Here is an 18,216-nt window from a genome sequence, read left to right as displayed (position 1 = left end):
ACTCTATTACTGATAAGTTTTATGACATTACTACTAGCGGGAGATATCGGCGGTACAAAAACTATTCTGCGGTTAACGGAAACCACAGACTCACCGGGAATCAATGAAACCTCAGACTCGCATCTGTTACGCAACATTTACGAGGAAAGTTTTCACAGTCAAGACTTTCCTGATTTAGTACCAATAGTCCAGCAGTTTTTAGCTAAAGCCAAAGCCGCAACACCAGAAAAAGCTTGCTTTGCGATCGCGGGGCCAGTAGTAAAAAATACTGCTAAGTTGACGAATTTGGCTTGGTATTTAGATAGCGAACGTCTACAGCAAGAATTAGGGATTGGTTCTGTTTCCTTAATCAATGACTTTACAGCGATTGGTCACGGCATTTTTGGTTTAAACAGCAAACATCTGCTGACTTTACAAGCAGGGAAACCCAAATCGGAAGCACCGATTGCAATTATTGGTGCGGGAACTGGCTTAGGACAAGGATTTTTAATTAAGCAAGGACAACATTATCAAGTCTTTCCTTCTGAGGGTGGACATGCAGATTTTGCGCCGCGTACCGAGTTAGAGTTTCGGTTGATGAAATACCTGCTAGATAAACATGATATCCAGCGAGTTTCTGTAGAAAGAGTTGTCTCAGGTCAAGGTATTATCTCTATTTACCAGTTTTTACGCGATCAAAAAATTGCGACGGAATCACCAGATATCGCCAATATTGTCAGAGTGTGGGAACAAGAAGCAGGAAAATTAGAGAAAAGCGTCGATCCCAATGCAATTATTGGCACAGCTGCACTTCAAGGACGCGATCGCCTTTGTGAACAAACCATGCAGCTATTTGTCGAACTTTATGGTGCAGAAGCGGGAAATTTAGCGATTAAACTGCTACCTTATGGCGGATTATATGTTGCTGGTGGTATTGCTCCCAAAATCTTGCCGTTAATCCAAGAGGGTAGTTTTCTGTTAAACTTCACCCAAAAAGGTAGAATGCGTTCCCTCCTCGAAGAAATACCGGTGTATATTATTCTCAACCAACAAGTAGGGCTAATTGGTGCTGCTTTGTATGCTGCTAGGTTATAACAGCTAGCATCGGTGATATTAGCATCATCAAAAGCAAAATCTATGACAATTAAACTTTTATTGCCCTTACTTGCTGCCACACTTGTATGTGGCGGATCTTTATTGGTAGAAGCAGTTCAACCTAAACCAAAAGTTACTTCAACTTCCGCTAACACCAAAGTTAATCAACCAGTCCAGACGAAATGGAAGTTATTTACTGGCCCCGATGGACGTTTTAGTGTTTTAATGCCAGGAAACCCTAAAAGGAATACCCAAACCCAAAAAACCTTTATGGGGGAAATTAATGTGGAATTATTTATTGCCCAACCACAAAAACAGGAAGTAGCTTATGTAGTGGCTTACAATGATTTTCCTTACAGTTATGGTCAAATGGCGAACCCCCAAACGGTACTGAATAACGCTAGAGATATCGCCTTAAAGACTACAAAAAGTAATTTAATTAGTCAGCGAGATATTCAGAGTACTAATGGTCATCCTGGCAAAGAAATTGAGTATGTAGACGCTGGGGGGAAATTCACCAAAAATAGAATGTATTTTGCTCAAGGGCGGTTGTATCAAGTAATGGCTGTAACTACCAAAAAACAACGCCCATCGTTAGCTAAAACTATCAATGGCTATTTAAATTCCTTCAATTTGGTTTTAAAAGCTTGAATTTAGTTCTCAGCTTTGGATTTCTATTCAAAGCTGAGGCTGGGCATGGGGCATGGGGCATGGGGCATGGGAAGATAAAGAATACAAATGACTAATGACTAATGACAGGCTCCGCCACTAATCTCTAATACCAATTCTCCAAAAGGAAGCAACAGATAATGACGGGGGACGCGGAGACAACGAGACGCGGAGATTAATGTGTAGCCAGATTTTAGAGAAAAGGTCAGGACTTACGCAAAATACCTTTGAAACTCTTATTTCTTCGTGTCCTTCGTGTCTTTGCGGTTCGATTCTTCCGTAGTTTGTGCGTAAGTTTTAAAGGTATAATTACACCAACTTATACCAATTTGAAAAAAGAATGCGATAGATACACAACCTCAACGCTTTGTTCTGTCTGGATTCTTAATTTTGAATTTTGAATTTTGAATTTTGAATTGGTATTACTTATTTTTTGTTAGTGCGATAACCGCTTGAACTAATTTTTCTGGATCTAATGGCTTGGTGAGGTGTCTGTGATAACCACTGTTTAAGGCGCGTTGGTAATCATCAACTCTGGCATAGGCAGTAAGTGCGATCGCGGGAATTTGTCCGCCTTTTTTGGGTGGTAAGGCGCGGATTTGTTGAATTAAGGTATAACCATCAACTTCCGGCATCCCAATATCACTAATTAAGATATCTGCTGGGAAAAACTCTAGGGTTGCTAGCACTTCCGCCGCAGTGGTAACTGTGACAACTTCTGCACCATGTTGGGTAAGTAATACTGTTAAAAACTCACGGGCATCGGTGTCATCATCGACTGCCAAGATGCGAATTCCAGTTAAATCGAGTTTTTGGGCGAAAAAATCCTCTGTTGGCTGAATTTCTGAGACTAAATTGAGTAGGGGCAACTGGACGGTAAAAGTCGCGCCTAAGCCGATACCTGGACTATCAGCCGCGATCGCGCCACCATGTGCTTCTACTAACTGCCGGACTATGGCTAATCCTAGTCCTAATCCGCCATATTTGCGAGTAATGGAAGCATCTTCCTGACGGAAAGATTCAAACAGATGGGGTAGAAAATCCGGGCTGATGCCTTTACCTGTATCCTTAACAATAATTTCCGCGCGATCGCCTACTTTTTGCAGTTTAATATCTACACGCCCACCATTAGGGGTGAATTTTACCGCATTAGACAGTAAATTCCAAATAATTTGTTGTAAGCGGGCAGCATCTCCTGGTACTTGCCCAATATTCGGTAATACCGGATGAATAGTGATGGATTTAGCTATGGCTGCTGTCTTGACTGTATCGATGGCAGCCGTAATGATAAAAGATAAATTCACCGATGTCAGATTTAAGCTGAGTTTACCACGGAGGATTTTGGCAACATCGAGCAAATCGTCAATTAGCTGCGTTTGTAATTTAACGTTGCGTTCAATCGTTGCTAGGGCTTCAACAGTTTTGCTTTCATCTAACTTCCGCGATTGCAATAACTTTGTCCAGCCGAGAATCGGGTTGAGGGGCGATCGCAATTCATGGGAAAGTACGGCGAGAAATTCATCTTTGATGCGGTTGGCACGTTCTGCGGCTTCTCTGGCGGCTTGTTCTTGTTGTAATAGTTGTTCTCGTTGGGCTTCGGCGCATTTTTGCTCGGTAATATCTAATACCGTACCAATGAAGCGGAGAGGATGACCAGCAGCATCAAAATAGGTTTGCCCTTTGGCTCTAATCCAACGTTCAATGCCATCATTAATCCCGATTGTCCGGTATTCCACATCGTATTTACCAGCAGTGGTTGGATTCAGGGCAGCTTGGACTATTTGTTCTAAGCGATCGCGATCGTCGGGATGCAGCCCGGTATAAAATACTTCTAAGCTGGTTTCCGCTTCTGGTGGTAAACCAAACATAGCTTTACAGCCGACATCCCAAATTAGTTGATTAGTCCTAATGTTCAAATCCCAAGTACCTAATTGGGCAGATTCAATCGCCATCCGCAGACGATCTTCGCTTTGACGCAGGGCGGTTTCTGATTGTTTGCGATCGGTAATATCAGCCAAGACACCAGGAAAGGCGATCGCTTTACCATTGGCGTCGTATTCTACCCTTCCCCTAGCAATTACCCAGCGTTCTTGTTGCTCGGTGTTGATGAGTCGGTATTCAACTACATAATCTTCTCGATAGGCGATCGCGCGTTTGATGGCGGCGCTGACTAGCGGTAGATCTTCTGGATGAATGGCGTGAAGAAATTGCTCAATTGGTAAGCCAGCCGCCGCACTTTCTGGATCGACGCCAAATAGTTGGGCAGAACTGCGATCGGTGATGACGCGATTATCGGGGATATGCCAACGCCAAGTGTAAATTAAACCCGCCGCTAAAGCAGCTTCTAGTTGAATATGAACTTCTTGCAGGGCGAGTTCTGCATATTTGCGATCGGTAATATCCACAGCCGCACAGGTAATACCCACAATATTATTTTGAGCATCGCGGATGGGGTCGATGGTTAAATCGTGGTAAGCAGTTTGCAGATCCTTTGTCAGCTTGACTTCTTGCCGTAAACCCACACCTGTATCTAGCACCTGCTGCTTTAGCTGGGTAATGTAAGCAGCAGTCTCTGGCGAGAGTAAATCCCCATCTTGTTTACCAATCACTTCCGCCACAGCAAAATCAAATGAGGGGTTGTAAATCCAGGTATAGCGGAGGTTGAGATCCTGGTTAAACAAGGTAATAGGCACACTTTTTAAAGCCAGATTGAGTCTTTCTGTAGTTTGTTTCAGAGCAATTTCGGTTTCTCGTAAATCGGTAATGTCAGTATTGGTACCAAACCAGCGCAAAACTTTACCCTGTTCATCAAGGACGGGAATGGCACGGGAGAGAAACCAGCGATAATCGCCATTTTGGCTGCGTAAAGGAAAGGTATCATCCCAGATTTCCCCTGTTTCCATTGAATGACGGAATTTTTTAACTACCCGTTCAATATGTTGCGGGTGATGGACTTTTTGCCAACCCCAACCAAGCATTTCTTGGGGAGTTGTACCTGTATAGTCATACCAGCGTTGGTTGTACCAAAAAATCGCTCCCGTCTCGTCTGCCATCCAAGCAAACTGAGAAATGTTATCTGCTAAAGTGCGGAAGCGGGCTTCGCTTTCTGCAAGTTCTTGTTGAGCCAAGGTGAGATTGGTGATATCCATCACCGCTACCCCTACCCCGATCGCTTCTCCACTGGGTAAACACACAGGATAGTGATTGGCGATGGTATGCCTAAATATACCTGGTCTGACCTCACCCCTGAACTCCAGATTCAGGACTGGCTGTTGAGTTTCCATTACATTGAACAGTAAGGGAGCAAAATCAGGTGCCATTTGCGGCACAATATCCCATAAAGTTTTTCCTATATGCTCGCTTAAGGGTAAGCCATTGATTTTCGCTAGGGCTTCGTTACCATAAAGGAAGCGTAACTCCCGATCAAATAAAACTAAAACTGTCGGAGAAGCGGCAATAAATGCTTGAAGGATAGCTTCGCTGCGCTCGTGATTTGCAATCTCATTCAGCAGTTGTTTTTCTAACTGCTTTTGATGGTCAATATCAGTAATTGTACCAGTCCAACCTGTAATTTGACCTTGGCTGTCTTTTGTGGGAATGCCGCGACAGATGAACCAATGATACACCCCATCAACACGGCGAATGCGATATTCAATATCAAAGGGCTGGCCGTTGGCTACTGACTGACGCCACTTTTCTAAAGTGCGATCGCGTTCTTCAGGGTGAACTGTATTTACGCCCTCCACTCCCATTGACTCGGCTGGACTCAAGCCTGTGTAATCATACCAGCGTTGATTCCAGTAATTCACTGCTCCGCTAGCATCGGCTGTCCACACCATTTGCGGCATAGCTTCTGCTAACTCTTGATAGCGTTGTTGGCTGGCTTTGAGTGCGGCTGCGGTTTGGTGACGTTCGGTAATATCGACAAAAGCGCCAATACAACCGCGAATTTGCTGCTGTTCATCGCGCAAGGGAGTTGCATAAGCTAACATCTGGCAGACTGTACCATCAGCTAAGAGAATCTCAAATTCAGCATCACGCACATCTACACCCAATCTGGCGGCTATTTGCATTGGTAACTCTGTAGCTGGTACTTCCTTTCCATCGCGGAAAGTGCGGTAGGGCGGTTGCTCTTGTGGCGGCGCACTTTTCGAGACGTTCCTACCAGGTTCAACCCCAAGTAATTGGCGCAGATAAGCATTACTGTGCATTTGCAGACAGTCAACATCGGTGGCGATCGCAATTCCCACTGGTATCATCTCGAACAGGGTTTGCAGTTCCACCACTCGATTTGCCAAATCCCGATTTAATTGTTGAATTACCGCCTCAGCCTGTTTTTGCTGGGTTAAGTCTATGGCGATCGCATTTCTCACTGCTTGGCGTAAATCTTCCGGCGTCATTCTTTCTTTGACTAAATAATCCACCGCCCCATGTTTTAAAGCCCGTACTGCGATATCTGCATCGTCACGATCAATCACCACAATCGGCGGACAGCAATTGCCCATTTGGGCTTGCAATTGTTGAATCGCATCACAACTTTGAGAATCGGGTGAGGAAAGGGCTAAAACAATGGCGTCAACAGATGGCGATCGCAACAGTAGATCAATTTGATTGCTATATTTCTCTTGAATAATTCTGTATGCAAAACTCCCATCTTGCTGTAGTTGATGCTCATAATCGCGATCGCTTTCCTCTGCATCAACAATTACCATCACAGTCCGATGAGTTGACATACTTATTCACCTAAATCCCATAGTTGATCAAAAATTGTCGCCATTGCTTTCCAGGTTTTGTGGCAGAGTAATTTAGTTATCTTTTATAGTTCCCCTAATTCTGCCAAATAGCTTGATGATTAGCATTTGATTGCAGATGATATCTGTTCTTGATCCCGCCATCGTGCTTGATCAAATGCCACATTTCCCGAATCAGCTTGCTAGTTGGCGATCGCTTGCATTCTAGAGCTACTTTTTGAGTTTTGCAGTTCATTTGAGAATACATTTCGTTTTCATTACCTATTGCTTTGGATTCTATAGCAGATGCTATGGGCGATCAAATCTCTCTCAGGATATAAGGAATTTTAAATTTTTTGTGCAACATTCCTACCTGTTTAACAAAGAATGATTTGATCGACGCCGAAAAAGTTGCCAAATTTATACCAATTTAAATATTGTTTGCAACATATAAAGTAATATTTGCAGCAGCCAGAAGTAACTATTAAAAGTAGATTTAGGGTGGGCAATACACAGCAAAGGTATTTCCAGAAATAGTATGAGCCTCTGTTGTCTGCTGAAAAAAATCTGTAGGCGACGAAAATCGGGTTTATATAGGCAGAATTAATCCTAGCTGCACGCTGAACAATCACAATATTTAAATAACCAAAATTACCAAGCTGGCATACCTAACTTCGTTAAGAAATTGAGTATATTTTGTAGCGGAAATCATTTCCGAGTTTTATCGAAAAAATGGGTTTAAAACCCCGTCCTTATGGGACGTATTTATGTATTTTATGTTAACATAAAGATGTGGTTAATTGGTCGATACCCATGATTGTTTACGAGTTTAAAGTCAAAGGTAAAGACAAGCAATATCAAGCAATAGATGAGGCTATCCGCACATCACAATTCATCCAAAACAAATGCTTGCGCTATTGGATGGATAACGAAAAAGTAGGAAGATATGACCTCAATAAATACTGTGCTGTATTAGCTGCTGAGTTCATGATTGCTGATGAATTAAACTCGATGGCTAGACAATCTGCGGCTGAACGTTCTTGGAGTGCAATAGCTCGGTTTTACGATAACTGCAAGCGTAAAGTTAAAGGCAAAAAAGGTTTCCCGAAGTTTAAGAAAAACTGCCGTTCGGTTGAGTACAAGTCAACTGGATGGAAACTTTCTGATACCAGGAAAGCCATAACCTTTTCAGACAAGAAAGGTATTGGAACCCTCAAGCTAAAAGGAACCTATGACCTTAATTACTATGACATCAAGCAAATTAAGCGTGTGCGGTTAGTGCGTCGTGCAGATGGGTATTATGCCCAATTCTCAATTGATATCGATGTCAGGATAGAAAGTCAACTTGAGATGGGGAAAATGTGTCAGGCTGTGCCCGCATTTCCCCCATCTCAACCAACCAATCAGGTAGTTGGTATTGACTTGGGGTTAAAGTATTTCATTGCCGACAATAAAGGTAATGTAGAACCATCACCCCAGTTCTACCGTAAATCGGAGAAACAGCTAAACCGAGCCAATCGTAAGAAGTCTAAAAAGTTCAGTCAGCAGAAGAAAAAAGCGCGCGCAAGGCAATCAAACAATTACCACAAAGCTAGAAATAGATATGCCCGGAAACATTTAAGGGTAAGTAGGCAACGAAAAGAGTATTGCAAGAGACTGGCATACTCCGTCATCCAATCTAACGATTTGGTAGCCTATGAAGATTTAAATGTCAAAGGGCTGGTAAAAAATCGACATCTAGCTAAATCAATTTCTGATAGCGCAGCGTTAGCGAGTCTTCGAGCGTCTGCTGGTTGGTACACTTTCCGCAGTTGGTTAGAGTATTTTGGTCACAAATATGGGAAGGTGACTGTTGCCGTGCCACCCCACAATACAAGCCAGAACTGCTCTAATTGTGGCAAGAAGGTGAAAAAATCTCTGTCCACCAGGACTCATGTTTGTCTTCATTGCGGATATACCGAAGACAGGGACATCAATGCAGCAATCAACATTTTGAGATTAGGACTCAGTACCGTGGGGCACACGGGAACTTACGCTACAGGAGATTTGCCACGCCACTTGCTTTAAGCCGGGGAACCCGTCCAACGCAGTGGCTCCTCTTGGGCGATTGGTGTAAACCTGTCGTCTAATGGCGAGTCGTTGAATGTAGAATCCCCGCCCTTATAGGGCGGTGGAGTGTCAAATATCCTATGAGATATATGTGCATAAATAGCTCTTTTGATATATCTAAATAAGCCAATAGGAAAGCGGTAAACATCCCGCCCCGTTTTCCTCACCGTCCAAATTTGTGTGGACGGGTTAGATAGCGGGTTTTACTGATGAAAAAATTCCTAAAATACCTCAGTTTAGGTATATTATCGACAATTTTGACAGCAACACCAGGATTAGGCGCTGAACGCATTAGTTTTTTTTACCCTCCTTTTGGAGAATTTTCTTTATCGGCTGAATCTTTGGAAAAATTTGCTAAAGAAGGCAAAATCAATAGTGAATTAGCATTTTATGCCAGCCGTGCTACTCCCGAACAACTGGCACAATTAAGACAACTACTGCAACAAAAATTTGAGATCAGTCCAGTTTTAGTATCTCAGTTTACCTACTCACCTCTAGGTGAGGCGGTGGTGCGACGTTTAGGAGAATTACTACTTACCGACTCTCGCCAAAATGGTTTTTACGCCATTCGTGCAGCTTTGATTCTGTCTGCTGCTTCACCAGAAGGGTTAAATGTGGTCAATTTGTTGCGTAAATATCCTAGCGACAGTTTGCGGTTGAATTTTTCTGAGGGATTACAGGTAGTTAATAGCTTGGTAGAGTTGGGTAGAGCTAAGGATCAAATTGTGGCCTTGATCAAACAACAAACGATCGCCCAAACTAATAATGCTACAGTTGACTTCGCTCAACAGCCAGATTTGCGATCGCCTGGGAATTTACCCTTTCAAATCACCAGCCTCAAACTTAACGATAATTCCCGCGATCGCAGTTTACCAGTAGATATTTATTTACCCCAAGCATCAGCAGCTGCTACAGGAAATATTCAACCGCCCTTTCCCTTAGTTGTAATTTCTCATGGTGTTGCTTCTGACCGTTATGCTTTTATTTACCTAGCTGAACATTTAGCATCTCATGGTTTTGCCGTTGCTGTCTTAGAACATCCTGGTAGTAACGCCGAACGCTTTCAGTTATACTTTGCCGGTTTAGCAGGGCCACCAGAAGCCCAAGAATTTCTTAACCGACCTTTAGATGTTAAATTCGTACTCGATCAACTCCAGCAATTAGATAAAACCGATCCCAATCTCCGAGGTAAAATCAATTTCCAACAAATCGGCGCAATTGGTCATTCCTTCGGCGGTTATACCGTCATGGCTTTAGGCGGAGGGAAAATTAACTTTGATAAACTGCGCGACGATTGCAATCCCAATCGCACCTTGAATGTATCAGTATTTTTGCAATGTCGCGCTTTTGAGTTACCTGTCGCCAATTATCCCTTGCAAGACGATCGCATTAAAGCTGTAATGGCGATTAATCCAATTGATAGTTCTGTTTTAGGCGAAGCTGGTGTCAGTCAAATTAAAGTCCCCACCATGCTAGTAGCTGGTAGCGAAGATATCTTTGCCCCACCCATAGCAGAACAGATTTATCCCTTTACTTGGTTGCCTAATCCCAATAAATACTTAGTTGTTATTGAAAATGCTACACATTTTAGCGCGATCGCCGAACCTACAGCTAATAATAATGTCTTACCCGTACCAGAGGCGTTACTAGGGCCAAATCGTGCGCCAGCTTATTCTTATATCAAAGCTTTAAGCCTAGCTTTCTTGCAAACCCATCTTTTAAACCGCAGCGAATCCCGTACCTACTTACAGCCAGCTTACGCCCAATATATTAGTCAAAGTCCACTAAATCTCAGTCTTATACAATCCTTAACACCAGAACAGTTAAAACAAGCACTCAACGGCTTAGATCCCCAACCAACCACACCAGCACCCAAGCCCTAAACGCCATCCATGACTGAATTTTAGATTTTAGATTTTAAATTTTGGATTGAAGATTCAAAATTTAAAGAATCTCAACGGGTTCCAAGCAAGCGAATTAATTCGTGGTTTAAACCAAACTTAATTTGACATCAGCATTTGTTGAAATGACCGGAGCATTCATAAGTTTAGTTAAACCAAACTTCATTTGACATCAGCATTTGTTTAAATGACTGGAGCATTCATAAGTTTAGTTAAACCAAACTTCATTTGACATCAGCATTTGTTTAAATGACTGGAGCATTTGTAAGTTTGGTTTAAATCAAATTTAGTTTGACACAAACAGTAGTTAAGGGAACTCCAAAAAATAAAAAAATATACAACTATTTATTGTGGGGTGGGCGTCTCGCCCGCCCATAGTTCAAGGCGGGCAAGACTTCGGCGTGAGCGCTCAGTCGAACGCTGCCCACCCCACAAGATTGGATAATTTATTTCTTGGAAGTCCCTTAGCGTAAAAAACCTTAGAGCTTGTTTGAAAAGTGGTTGGCTGTATCTTCACACTTATTGATCCCCCCTACCCCCCTTAGAAAGGGGGGAAAAGTTCTTAAAATCCACGCCACTTGCTACAAGTCGGGGAACCCGCCCAACGCAGTGGCTCCCCTTTTTAATGGGGATTTAGGGGGATCTAAAACGTTTTGCTACAAACGACAGGACTTTTAAAACATCCTCTTAAACCATGTAGGTTGGGTTGAGGAACGAAACCCAACATTTTCGGAGATTTGTTGGGTTTCACTACCCTTCGGGAAGCCACCTTCGGTGTCTACGTTCAACCTAACCTACATTTGCCCCATGCCCCATGCCCTATGCCCTATGCCTATTTTCCAGCTAGCAGGTAAAACTTGATGTATGCGCCCCAGTAAAATATATTGACAGCTAATAATAGACCTTTACTGAAGTGCGATCGCATATTAGGAAATAGATAAATACTGGCGATTAATACTAAAGAAATTTCGACGAAAGCGACGATCCCCCCGTAATGTCGGCGATCCCAGTAGGAAATGGGGCTAATAAAACGATAATCGCTAAAAGGAAAAAAGTGCCGATGGGCGTCATCATGATGCACTGGTAAATCTAAAAGTGAGTGCAACACCATACTAATAAACCCTATTTCTACAACTTGCCAATTTAAAAAATGGGCAATTATTGCGCCAATAAATGCTAAAGGAATCGAGTGAAAAGTACTAATAATATTTTGCCAAAACGGCTGATAGTAAACCTCTGACCAAATTTGATGTGACGGTAGACGATAGACAAACTTCATCAAGAAGTAGAACAAAAATATTGGCACATCAGGCAAGATGGCACCAATGAAAATCGCGTGATTTGCTTGATTGCGGATGTTTTGGCTGAAAACTACCAGATTGAGAATCGCATGGCTAGGAGTATTCATCACTGAAATTTAGTGAATTTGCTGACGACAATCGTTAATGGAATGTTTCCAAAAGTTGATGTACGGTTAATATTTAAGCGATCGGGCAAATTGTAACAAAATTAACTAAATCGCTGATTTTCTAGCATTAATGCCAGCAGTTTCTATTGATTGTCAAGAAATTTTTATATTAGTTAGGCAGTATTAATAAAAACTTATCCCCAAAATTTTGCCTATATATATAATATTTGTAAACAAGTATTAAGAAATACTTATTAATAAATGTTGCCATAACTTGATGAAATTGTTAACGTGTGTATGACAGCGTTCTGGTTAATGCTTGGATTAAGGAGATTAAAAAACCTATGAGCTATATCCATGCAGCCAATTGTGCAAAGTCGTAATTGTCAAACACCAAGAGAGAGATTTCTGCAGTTGGGAGGCTGACTATAAGGGATTTGTAGATTAACTCAGAAATTTCTCCTATCAAAGTTTTGATGTCAATAAACATAACTCAATCGTCTTACCCTCCGGATGCGAGAACGCGGTAAGACTAAAGATTTTGGAGGTAAATACTCATGAAGATTCAAGGTAAGGTAGCCCTGATTACCGGGGCTTCCCGTGGAATTGGGCGGGCGATCGCTCTCGAATTAGCCCAACAAGGTATCAAGCGCGTGATACTATTGGCACGCGATCGCCAAAAATTAGCCGCAGTCGCCAAAGAAATCGAAGCTATAGGTGCAGCAGTCACCATTGTACCCATCGATTTAACCCAAGCTATTGAGGTAAATATTGCTGTAGCTCAACTATGGCGCAATCACGGCCCCATTCATCTACTAGTTAATTGTGCCGGAGTCGCCTACCAAACTCCCTTTCTCCAATCTAAACTCCCACAAATTCAAGAAGAAATTTCCCTGAATCTATTAGGGATGTACAATCTCACAAGTTTGGTAGCGCGACGCATGGCGAACCACAGACAAGGGACAATCGTTAACGTCTCCAGCTTAATGGGGAAAATTGCTGCACCCACAATGGCGACTTATTCCGCTACCAAATTCGCCATTTTAGGATTTACTCAAGCCTTGCGCCAGGAACTAGCACCTTACAATATTCAAGTGCAAGCATTGCTACCTTCCCTCACAGATACAGACATGGTGCGCGGCTTTCAGTTATTTCGCTGGGTAATCCCCATGACACCCCAAGAAGTCGCCCAAACATTTGTCGCAGGCTTACAGAGAGACTCGCCAGAAATTTTGGTAGGATGGCAAAGTCATCTCGCTGTATGGTGTCAACGCCTGACACCTTGGTTACTAGAACCAATTTTACAAATAGCTAGTCCTCCAGCCTTCAAAGCCAAACAGCCGCAAAATATCCTGAGTGCGATCGCGCAAAAACTCAGCCTGATCACCAGAGAATTACTCATATCCCGAAACATGGTATCTTTCGTCTCCGCCCGCAAGTAACATAAGTAGGGACAGAAAAACTCTCTCTTCTCTCTGTGTACTCTGCGCCTCTGCGGTTCAATAAATTATTTTTCAACCGCAGAGAACGCAGAGAACGCAGAGGAAAAAGATTGTACGATCTCTTCTTGGCGCTCTTGGCGTCTTGGCGGTTAAATCATCAAACCAACCTCATTGCGGAGCCATCATAAATGCTGAAATTGCCCGATAATCTCCCAATTATCCCCGAAATCATCGATGGACTCCCCAATATTTCCGGTTGGGAAACAGAGGTTCTTTCCGTAGTCAACCACGATTCACCCGTATTTTTACCAAAAACTAACCTAAGCTTAGAAAATATTCAGTCCGGATTTGCGATCGCCTTACACATGCATCAGCCAACCATCCCTGCTGGCTATGATGGCGGACTAATCAGCAATCTGCAATATATGTTTGAACATCAAGGCGAAGGAGATAACCACAACGCCGCACCTTTTGCCTATTGTTACAGCCGTATGGGCGATTTTATCCCCGAACTTGTCAATCAAGGTTGCAATCCCCGCGTCATGCTGGATTACTCTGGTAATCTTTTTTGGGGACTCAGACAAATGGGACGCAATGATATTATCGATAATCTCAAACGCATCACTTGCGATCCCACCTATCAACCTTATGTAGAATGGTTGGGTACTATGTGGAGTCATGCTGTAATTCCATCTACCCCCATAGCAGATATTAAATTACAAATATTGGCATGGCAACAACACTTCGCTGCAATTTTTGGTTGGGAAGCATTAGCGCGAGTCAAAGGCTTTTCTCCCCCAGAAATGCACCTACCAAATCATCCCGATACTTTATTTGCGTTTGTCAAAGCACTGAAAGAATGTGGCTACAAATGGCTATTAGTTCAAGAACATTCTGTAGAAACAATTAACGGACAACCTTTAAGTTATAAACATTTACCACACCGTTTAATTGCTCGTAATTCCCAAGGTGAAACAATTAGTATCACCGCCTTAATTAAAACCCAAGGTTCAGATACTAAATTAGTCGGTCAGATGCAACCTTATTATGAAGCCAAAACTCTGAATAAACAACAATTAGGAGATGTATTAATCCCGCCAATTGTCAGCCAAATCGGCGATGGTGAAAATGGCGGTGTCATGATGAATGAATTTCCCAGTGCTTTTAAACAAGCATGGGGAGATATGGTAAATCATGGTGGAGGTAAAACAGGCGTTGTAGGATTTTGCGGCACAGAATATTTAGAATTAATTGAAGCTGCTGGCTGTAAACCAGAAGAATATCCAGCTTGTCAGCCAGTCGGACAACATTATATTTGGGAGCGAGTCGCACCTGATAATATTCAACCTGAAGCCGTTGAAAATGCTATTTTAGAATTAAAGCAAACTAACCCTAATTTTCATATGGATGGAGCTTCTTGGACTAATCATATTAGTTGGATTAAGGGCTATGAAAATGTTTTGTCTCCTATGTATGAATTAAGTAGTTTATTTCATGATAAGGTCGATAAGTTATTAGTTGATTCTCCAACCGCACCATTTCTGACTAAACAAGATAATTATCGCCAGTTACTATTACATAACCTACTGTTACAAACTAGTTGTTTTCGTTATTGGGGACAGGGTATTTGGACTGATTACGCTAAGGAAATTTATCGTCGTGGTGAAATTTTGTTAGATAAATTGTAAATCTTCCTAACTGTAGGGGTGGGGTTGACTTGCGCTGATGATTTATACTTTTGTTAAACGCAAAGGTACGCTAAGGTTAACGCAAAGGTACGCAGAGTTTTTGAGGAGTTTAGGATTTTTGCTAAAGGTATATTGGTATGATTAAGGGTAAAATCACCAAATTTACTTTTAATCTTCAGAAAGAAATAACATTATGTTCAGGCAAAGGTGGCTGACTGGTTTAGGAATAACGCTAATATTTTTACCATTCGCTAGCGTTTATATAGGAGAAAAGTATCTTAATATTTCTTTGTTAGGTACTGCAACAGCAGTTAAGATACCTAAAATTACAAGTAAGTTAACAAATATTAATCAAAATTTACTGCTGAGTTACAAGCAGGAAAACTTGATTGCGCAAAAAGGTTCTAATATTCAACGCCAATATCGTACAGCATTGGTTATCGGTAATTCTAATTATAAATTAGCGACGGAATTAAGCAATCCTATTAATGATGCAACTGCGATCGCTAATTCACTGAAGCAGTTAGGATTTGATGTCACCCTGTTAAAGGATGCAGATTTGCGACAAATGGAACAGTCTATTGAAGATTTTAATCGCAAGTTGCGTCAGGGGGGAACAGGACTATTTTATTTTGCGGGACATGGAACACAAGTAGATGGCGAAAATTATTTAATTCCTATAGATGCGCGTTTAGAACGAGAACAAGATGTGCGATATGAAACTTTACCTTTGGGCAAAGTTCTTAATATTATGGAAGATGCCGCTAATGATGTAAATATTATTATTTTAGATGCTTGTCGTAATAATCCCTTTGGCAGAAAATGGCGTTCTGTTCAAGGAGGTTTAGCCGCACCAACCCAAAGTGTTAAAGGTACTTTAATTGCTTATGCAACATCACCGGGTAAAGTTGCTTTAGATGGCAGAGGTAGTAATAGTCCTTATACTACAGCTTTGTTACAACACATTAAAACGCCTAATTTAGATGTGGAGCAAATGTTCAAGCAAGTCCGCGCAGATGTGGTAAAAGAAACTAGAGGTAAGCAAACACCTTGGGAATCTTCTTCGCTAATTGGGAATTTTGCTTTTAATATCAAAGCCGATAACAGTAATATAGCAACAACAGTTACTCAACCTTCACCGTCGCCTTCGCCTATTTCTTCACCAGTTCCTTCCGAGACACCACCAGTTACTAAAACGATACCAACTCCATCACCAATTAATTCTCAATCACCAATTAATTCTCAAAAAATTAGCTATTTTACCAAACCACCTAGTTTAGTAAGAACTACCACTAGCTACAATCGCATTAACGAACCAGCCGCAGTTTACTACTTTACAATTAACTTACCGGATAATGCTGGTGAGCCATTGGAAAAAATTACGATCCAACAAAAGCAAGGTGTAGATTCGATTCGCTTTAACTTAGATAAGAGTTTTGCTTATGAAGGGACATATTCTCAAGAAGGACAAAAGTTTGCATTAAAAGATATTAGCAGCGATCGAAAAACGCAAACTGTAACCCTGATTTTTAATCCACCAATAACACCTGGTAAAAATATTACTGTAGCTTTAAAACCTGTACAAAATCCTCAAGTTAGCGGGGTTTATATGTTTGGAGTGACAGCATTTCCTCAAGGCGAAAAATCTCATGGACAGTTTCTCGGTTATGGGAGATTACATATTTATCCTATATAGTTTGTCATTGGTCATTTGTTATTGGTCATTTGTCATGAATTTAGGGTAATGATTTATTTAAGAGATTTATGAAAGTAAAGGTAATAATATTTCAAATTCTGTACCTTTACCAAGTTGCGATCGCAAATTTAATTTACCACCATGTTTAGCTGTAATAATCCGGTAGCTGACAGCTAAACTAGTGGCTTTATCGGCTCTTTTTTCCATTGAAAATGATTCAATAATTTGCTTTTGTAATTGCGAAGACATACCAGGGCCATTATCAGCAATACAAATCGAAACCCACCGCGAATCAGGCGCTTCTGACTTAGTGGCGGCTTGAGAAATAATTTTTGTAGTAATTTCTATGCGTGGCTTATTCTGATTACTGGTATTTTCTGGTTGAAACTGATTTCTGACAATTTCGTTTAATAAATTATCGATAGATTCAGTAAACAAATTCATCAAAACTTGGCTAAGTTGCCCCATAAAGCAATAAACTGGAGGTAGATGACCATAGTTTTTAACTATCTCAATCTCACCTTGAATGCGGCTATTAATTAATAAAACAATACTATCTAAACAGGCGTGTAAATCTCCTGGTTTAGGGTAAACTTCATCAATATGACAGAAATTTTGTAAACTAGTGACGAGTTTTTTTAATCTTTCTGCTCCCGTGCGGATACTAGCTAAGGATTTGGATAAATCTTCTGCTAAAAAATCAAATTCAATTTCTTCTTTGAGATAATTAATATAATTAGAATTTGGCGAACATTCTTGATCGTAAGCTGCTATGAGTTTGAGTAAATCTTGACTGTAGTTAGAGACATAAGTTAAATTACCCCAAATAAAACTTACAGGATCTAAAATTTCATGGGCGACGCCATCAACTAATCGTCCCAAACTTGCCATTTTATCATTTTGGATCATTTGAGTTTGGCTGCGTTCATAGCGTACTTGCGTTTCGATACCGCGAATTTGCCAAGATACAAGATTCAATTCGGAAATATCTAATAACTTATAACTATCCGGTGCAGTTTCTACCACCACAGGTTCAGCGACAAGTTCAGGCGATCGCCTCAAAGTCAGTTGCATTGCTGTTAAAATTGGCGTTGTCTGCGGTAGTTGCAAAATCGATGTTTTGGCATAGCTGTAGAGCATACCCAATGGTTCGTGAAAAAACAACTCCTTTCCATAGGGACGAATCCAAAATTCTAGCAACCGTCGCCGTGAAATCATCCCGATGTATTTTCCCTGTTCTCGTAAAATTGCACCAGGGAGTAAAGGGTATTTCTCAAAAATTTGCGCCACTTCCATAGCTGTACAGCTAATTTCCACTTGAAAGTCGTACATTGACAGTTCTTCGAGAGTAGAATCTAAACCGAGATCGCGATCGCTACCCTGAGATAAAACTGGTGGTGATATTTGGGAACTGGAATCTTGTGACACGGGAAACTCGAAATTGTATAAAAACTGGCAAATGAGGAAACTATCATTCTAGCCCCTGCTCATCTTAGTTC

The 18,216-nt window shown here is 41.4% G+C and carries 10 protein-coding genes and 1 pseudogene; 7 read left to right on the top strand and 4 right to left on the bottom strand.

Annotated features, from left to right (window positions below; translation table 11 throughout):
* The first annotated feature begins 21 nt into the window (after window positions 1–21).
* Both AACW45_RS33750 and AACW45_RS33745 read left to right on the top strand, forming a co-directional pair.
* Complete coding sequence (locus tag AACW45_RS33750) at window positions 22–1,074, top strand: glucokinase (protein ID WP_190630160.1); 1,053 nt, start codon at window positions 22–24, stop codon at window positions 1,072–1,074.
* Between the two features lie 42 nt (window positions 1,075–1,116).
* Complete coding sequence (locus AACW45_RS33745) at window positions 1,117–1,725, top strand: hypothetical protein (RefSeq protein WP_190630158.1); 609 nt, start codon at window positions 1,117–1,119, stop codon at window positions 1,723–1,725.
* Window positions 1,726–2,165: 440 nt separating this feature from the next.
* Here the strand turns inward: AACW45_RS33745 and AACW45_RS33740 are convergent, their stop codons facing one another.
* Both AACW45_RS33740 and AACW45_RS33735 read right to left on the bottom strand, forming a co-directional pair.
* Entirely contained in the window at window positions 2,166–6,476 is a 4,311-nt protein-coding gene (locus AACW45_RS33740) for a PAS domain S-box protein (protein ID WP_190630156.1), read from the bottom strand.
* A gap of 94 nt (window positions 6,477–6,570) precedes the next feature.
* Entirely contained in the window at window positions 6,571–6,729 is a 159-nt protein-coding gene (locus AACW45_RS33735) for a hypothetical protein (RefSeq protein WP_190630154.1), read from the bottom strand.
* A 557-nt stretch (window positions 6,730–7,286) separates the two neighbouring features.
* Between AACW45_RS33735 and AACW45_RS33730 the strand changes: the two are divergent.
* Window positions 7,287–8,639: pseudogene (locus AACW45_RS33730) on the top strand (RNA-guided endonuclease InsQ/TnpB family protein).
* Window positions 8,640–8,791: 152 nt separating this feature from the next.
* Window positions 8,792–10,465, top strand: coding sequence for an alpha/beta hydrolase (locus AACW45_RS33725; RefSeq protein WP_190630152.1), 1,674 nt, complete (start codon window positions 8,792–8,794; stop codon window positions 10,463–10,465).
* 850 nt (window positions 10,466–11,315) lie between these two features.
* Here AACW45_RS33725 and AACW45_RS33720 read toward each other — a convergent pair.
* Entirely contained in the window at window positions 11,316–11,891 is a 576-nt protein-coding gene (locus AACW45_RS33720) for a hypothetical protein (RefSeq protein ID WP_190630150.1), read from the bottom strand.
* Between the two features lie 557 nt (window positions 11,892–12,448).
* Between AACW45_RS33720 and AACW45_RS33715 the strand changes: the two genes are divergently transcribed.
* The 3 genes from AACW45_RS33715 (at window position 12,449) to AACW45_RS33705 (ending at window position 16,717) form a co-directional block, all read left to right on the top strand.
* Window positions 12,449–13,333, top strand: coding sequence for an SDR family NAD(P)-dependent oxidoreductase (locus AACW45_RS33715; protein WP_190630148.1), 885 nt, complete (start codon window positions 12,449–12,451; stop codon window positions 13,331–13,333).
* A 188-nt stretch (window positions 13,334–13,521) separates the two neighbouring features.
* Entirely contained in the window at window positions 13,522–15,021 is a 1,500-nt protein-coding gene (locus tag AACW45_RS33710) for a glycosyl hydrolase family 57 (protein ID WP_190630146.1), read from the top strand.
* Window positions 15,022–15,214: 193 nt separating this feature from the next.
* On the top strand, window positions 15,215–16,717 hold the full coding sequence (locus tag AACW45_RS33705) for a DUF2808 domain-containing protein (protein WP_306414977.1): 1,503 nt from the start codon (window positions 15,215–15,217) through the stop codon (window positions 16,715–16,717).
* A gap of 66 nt (window positions 16,718–16,783) precedes the next feature.
* Here AACW45_RS33705 and AACW45_RS33700 read toward each other — a convergent pair whose 3' ends face one another.
* Window positions 16,784–18,145 (bottom strand): sensor histidine kinase, encoded by a 1,362-nt coding sequence (locus tag AACW45_RS33700; protein ID WP_190630144.1) that lies wholly within the window; start codon window positions 18,143–18,145, stop codon window positions 16,784–16,786.
* Window positions 18,146–18,216: the final 71 nt, after the last annotated feature.

It is taken from the genome of Calothrix sp. FACHB-168, assembly GCF_963889195.1.
Taxonomy (GTDB): Bacteria; Cyanobacteriota; Cyanobacteriia; order Cyanobacteriales; family Nostocaceae; genus Aulosira; species Aulosira anomala_A.
Note: the sequence above shows the minus strand (reverse complement) of the source record. Positions and strands in the feature narration are given on the sequence as shown.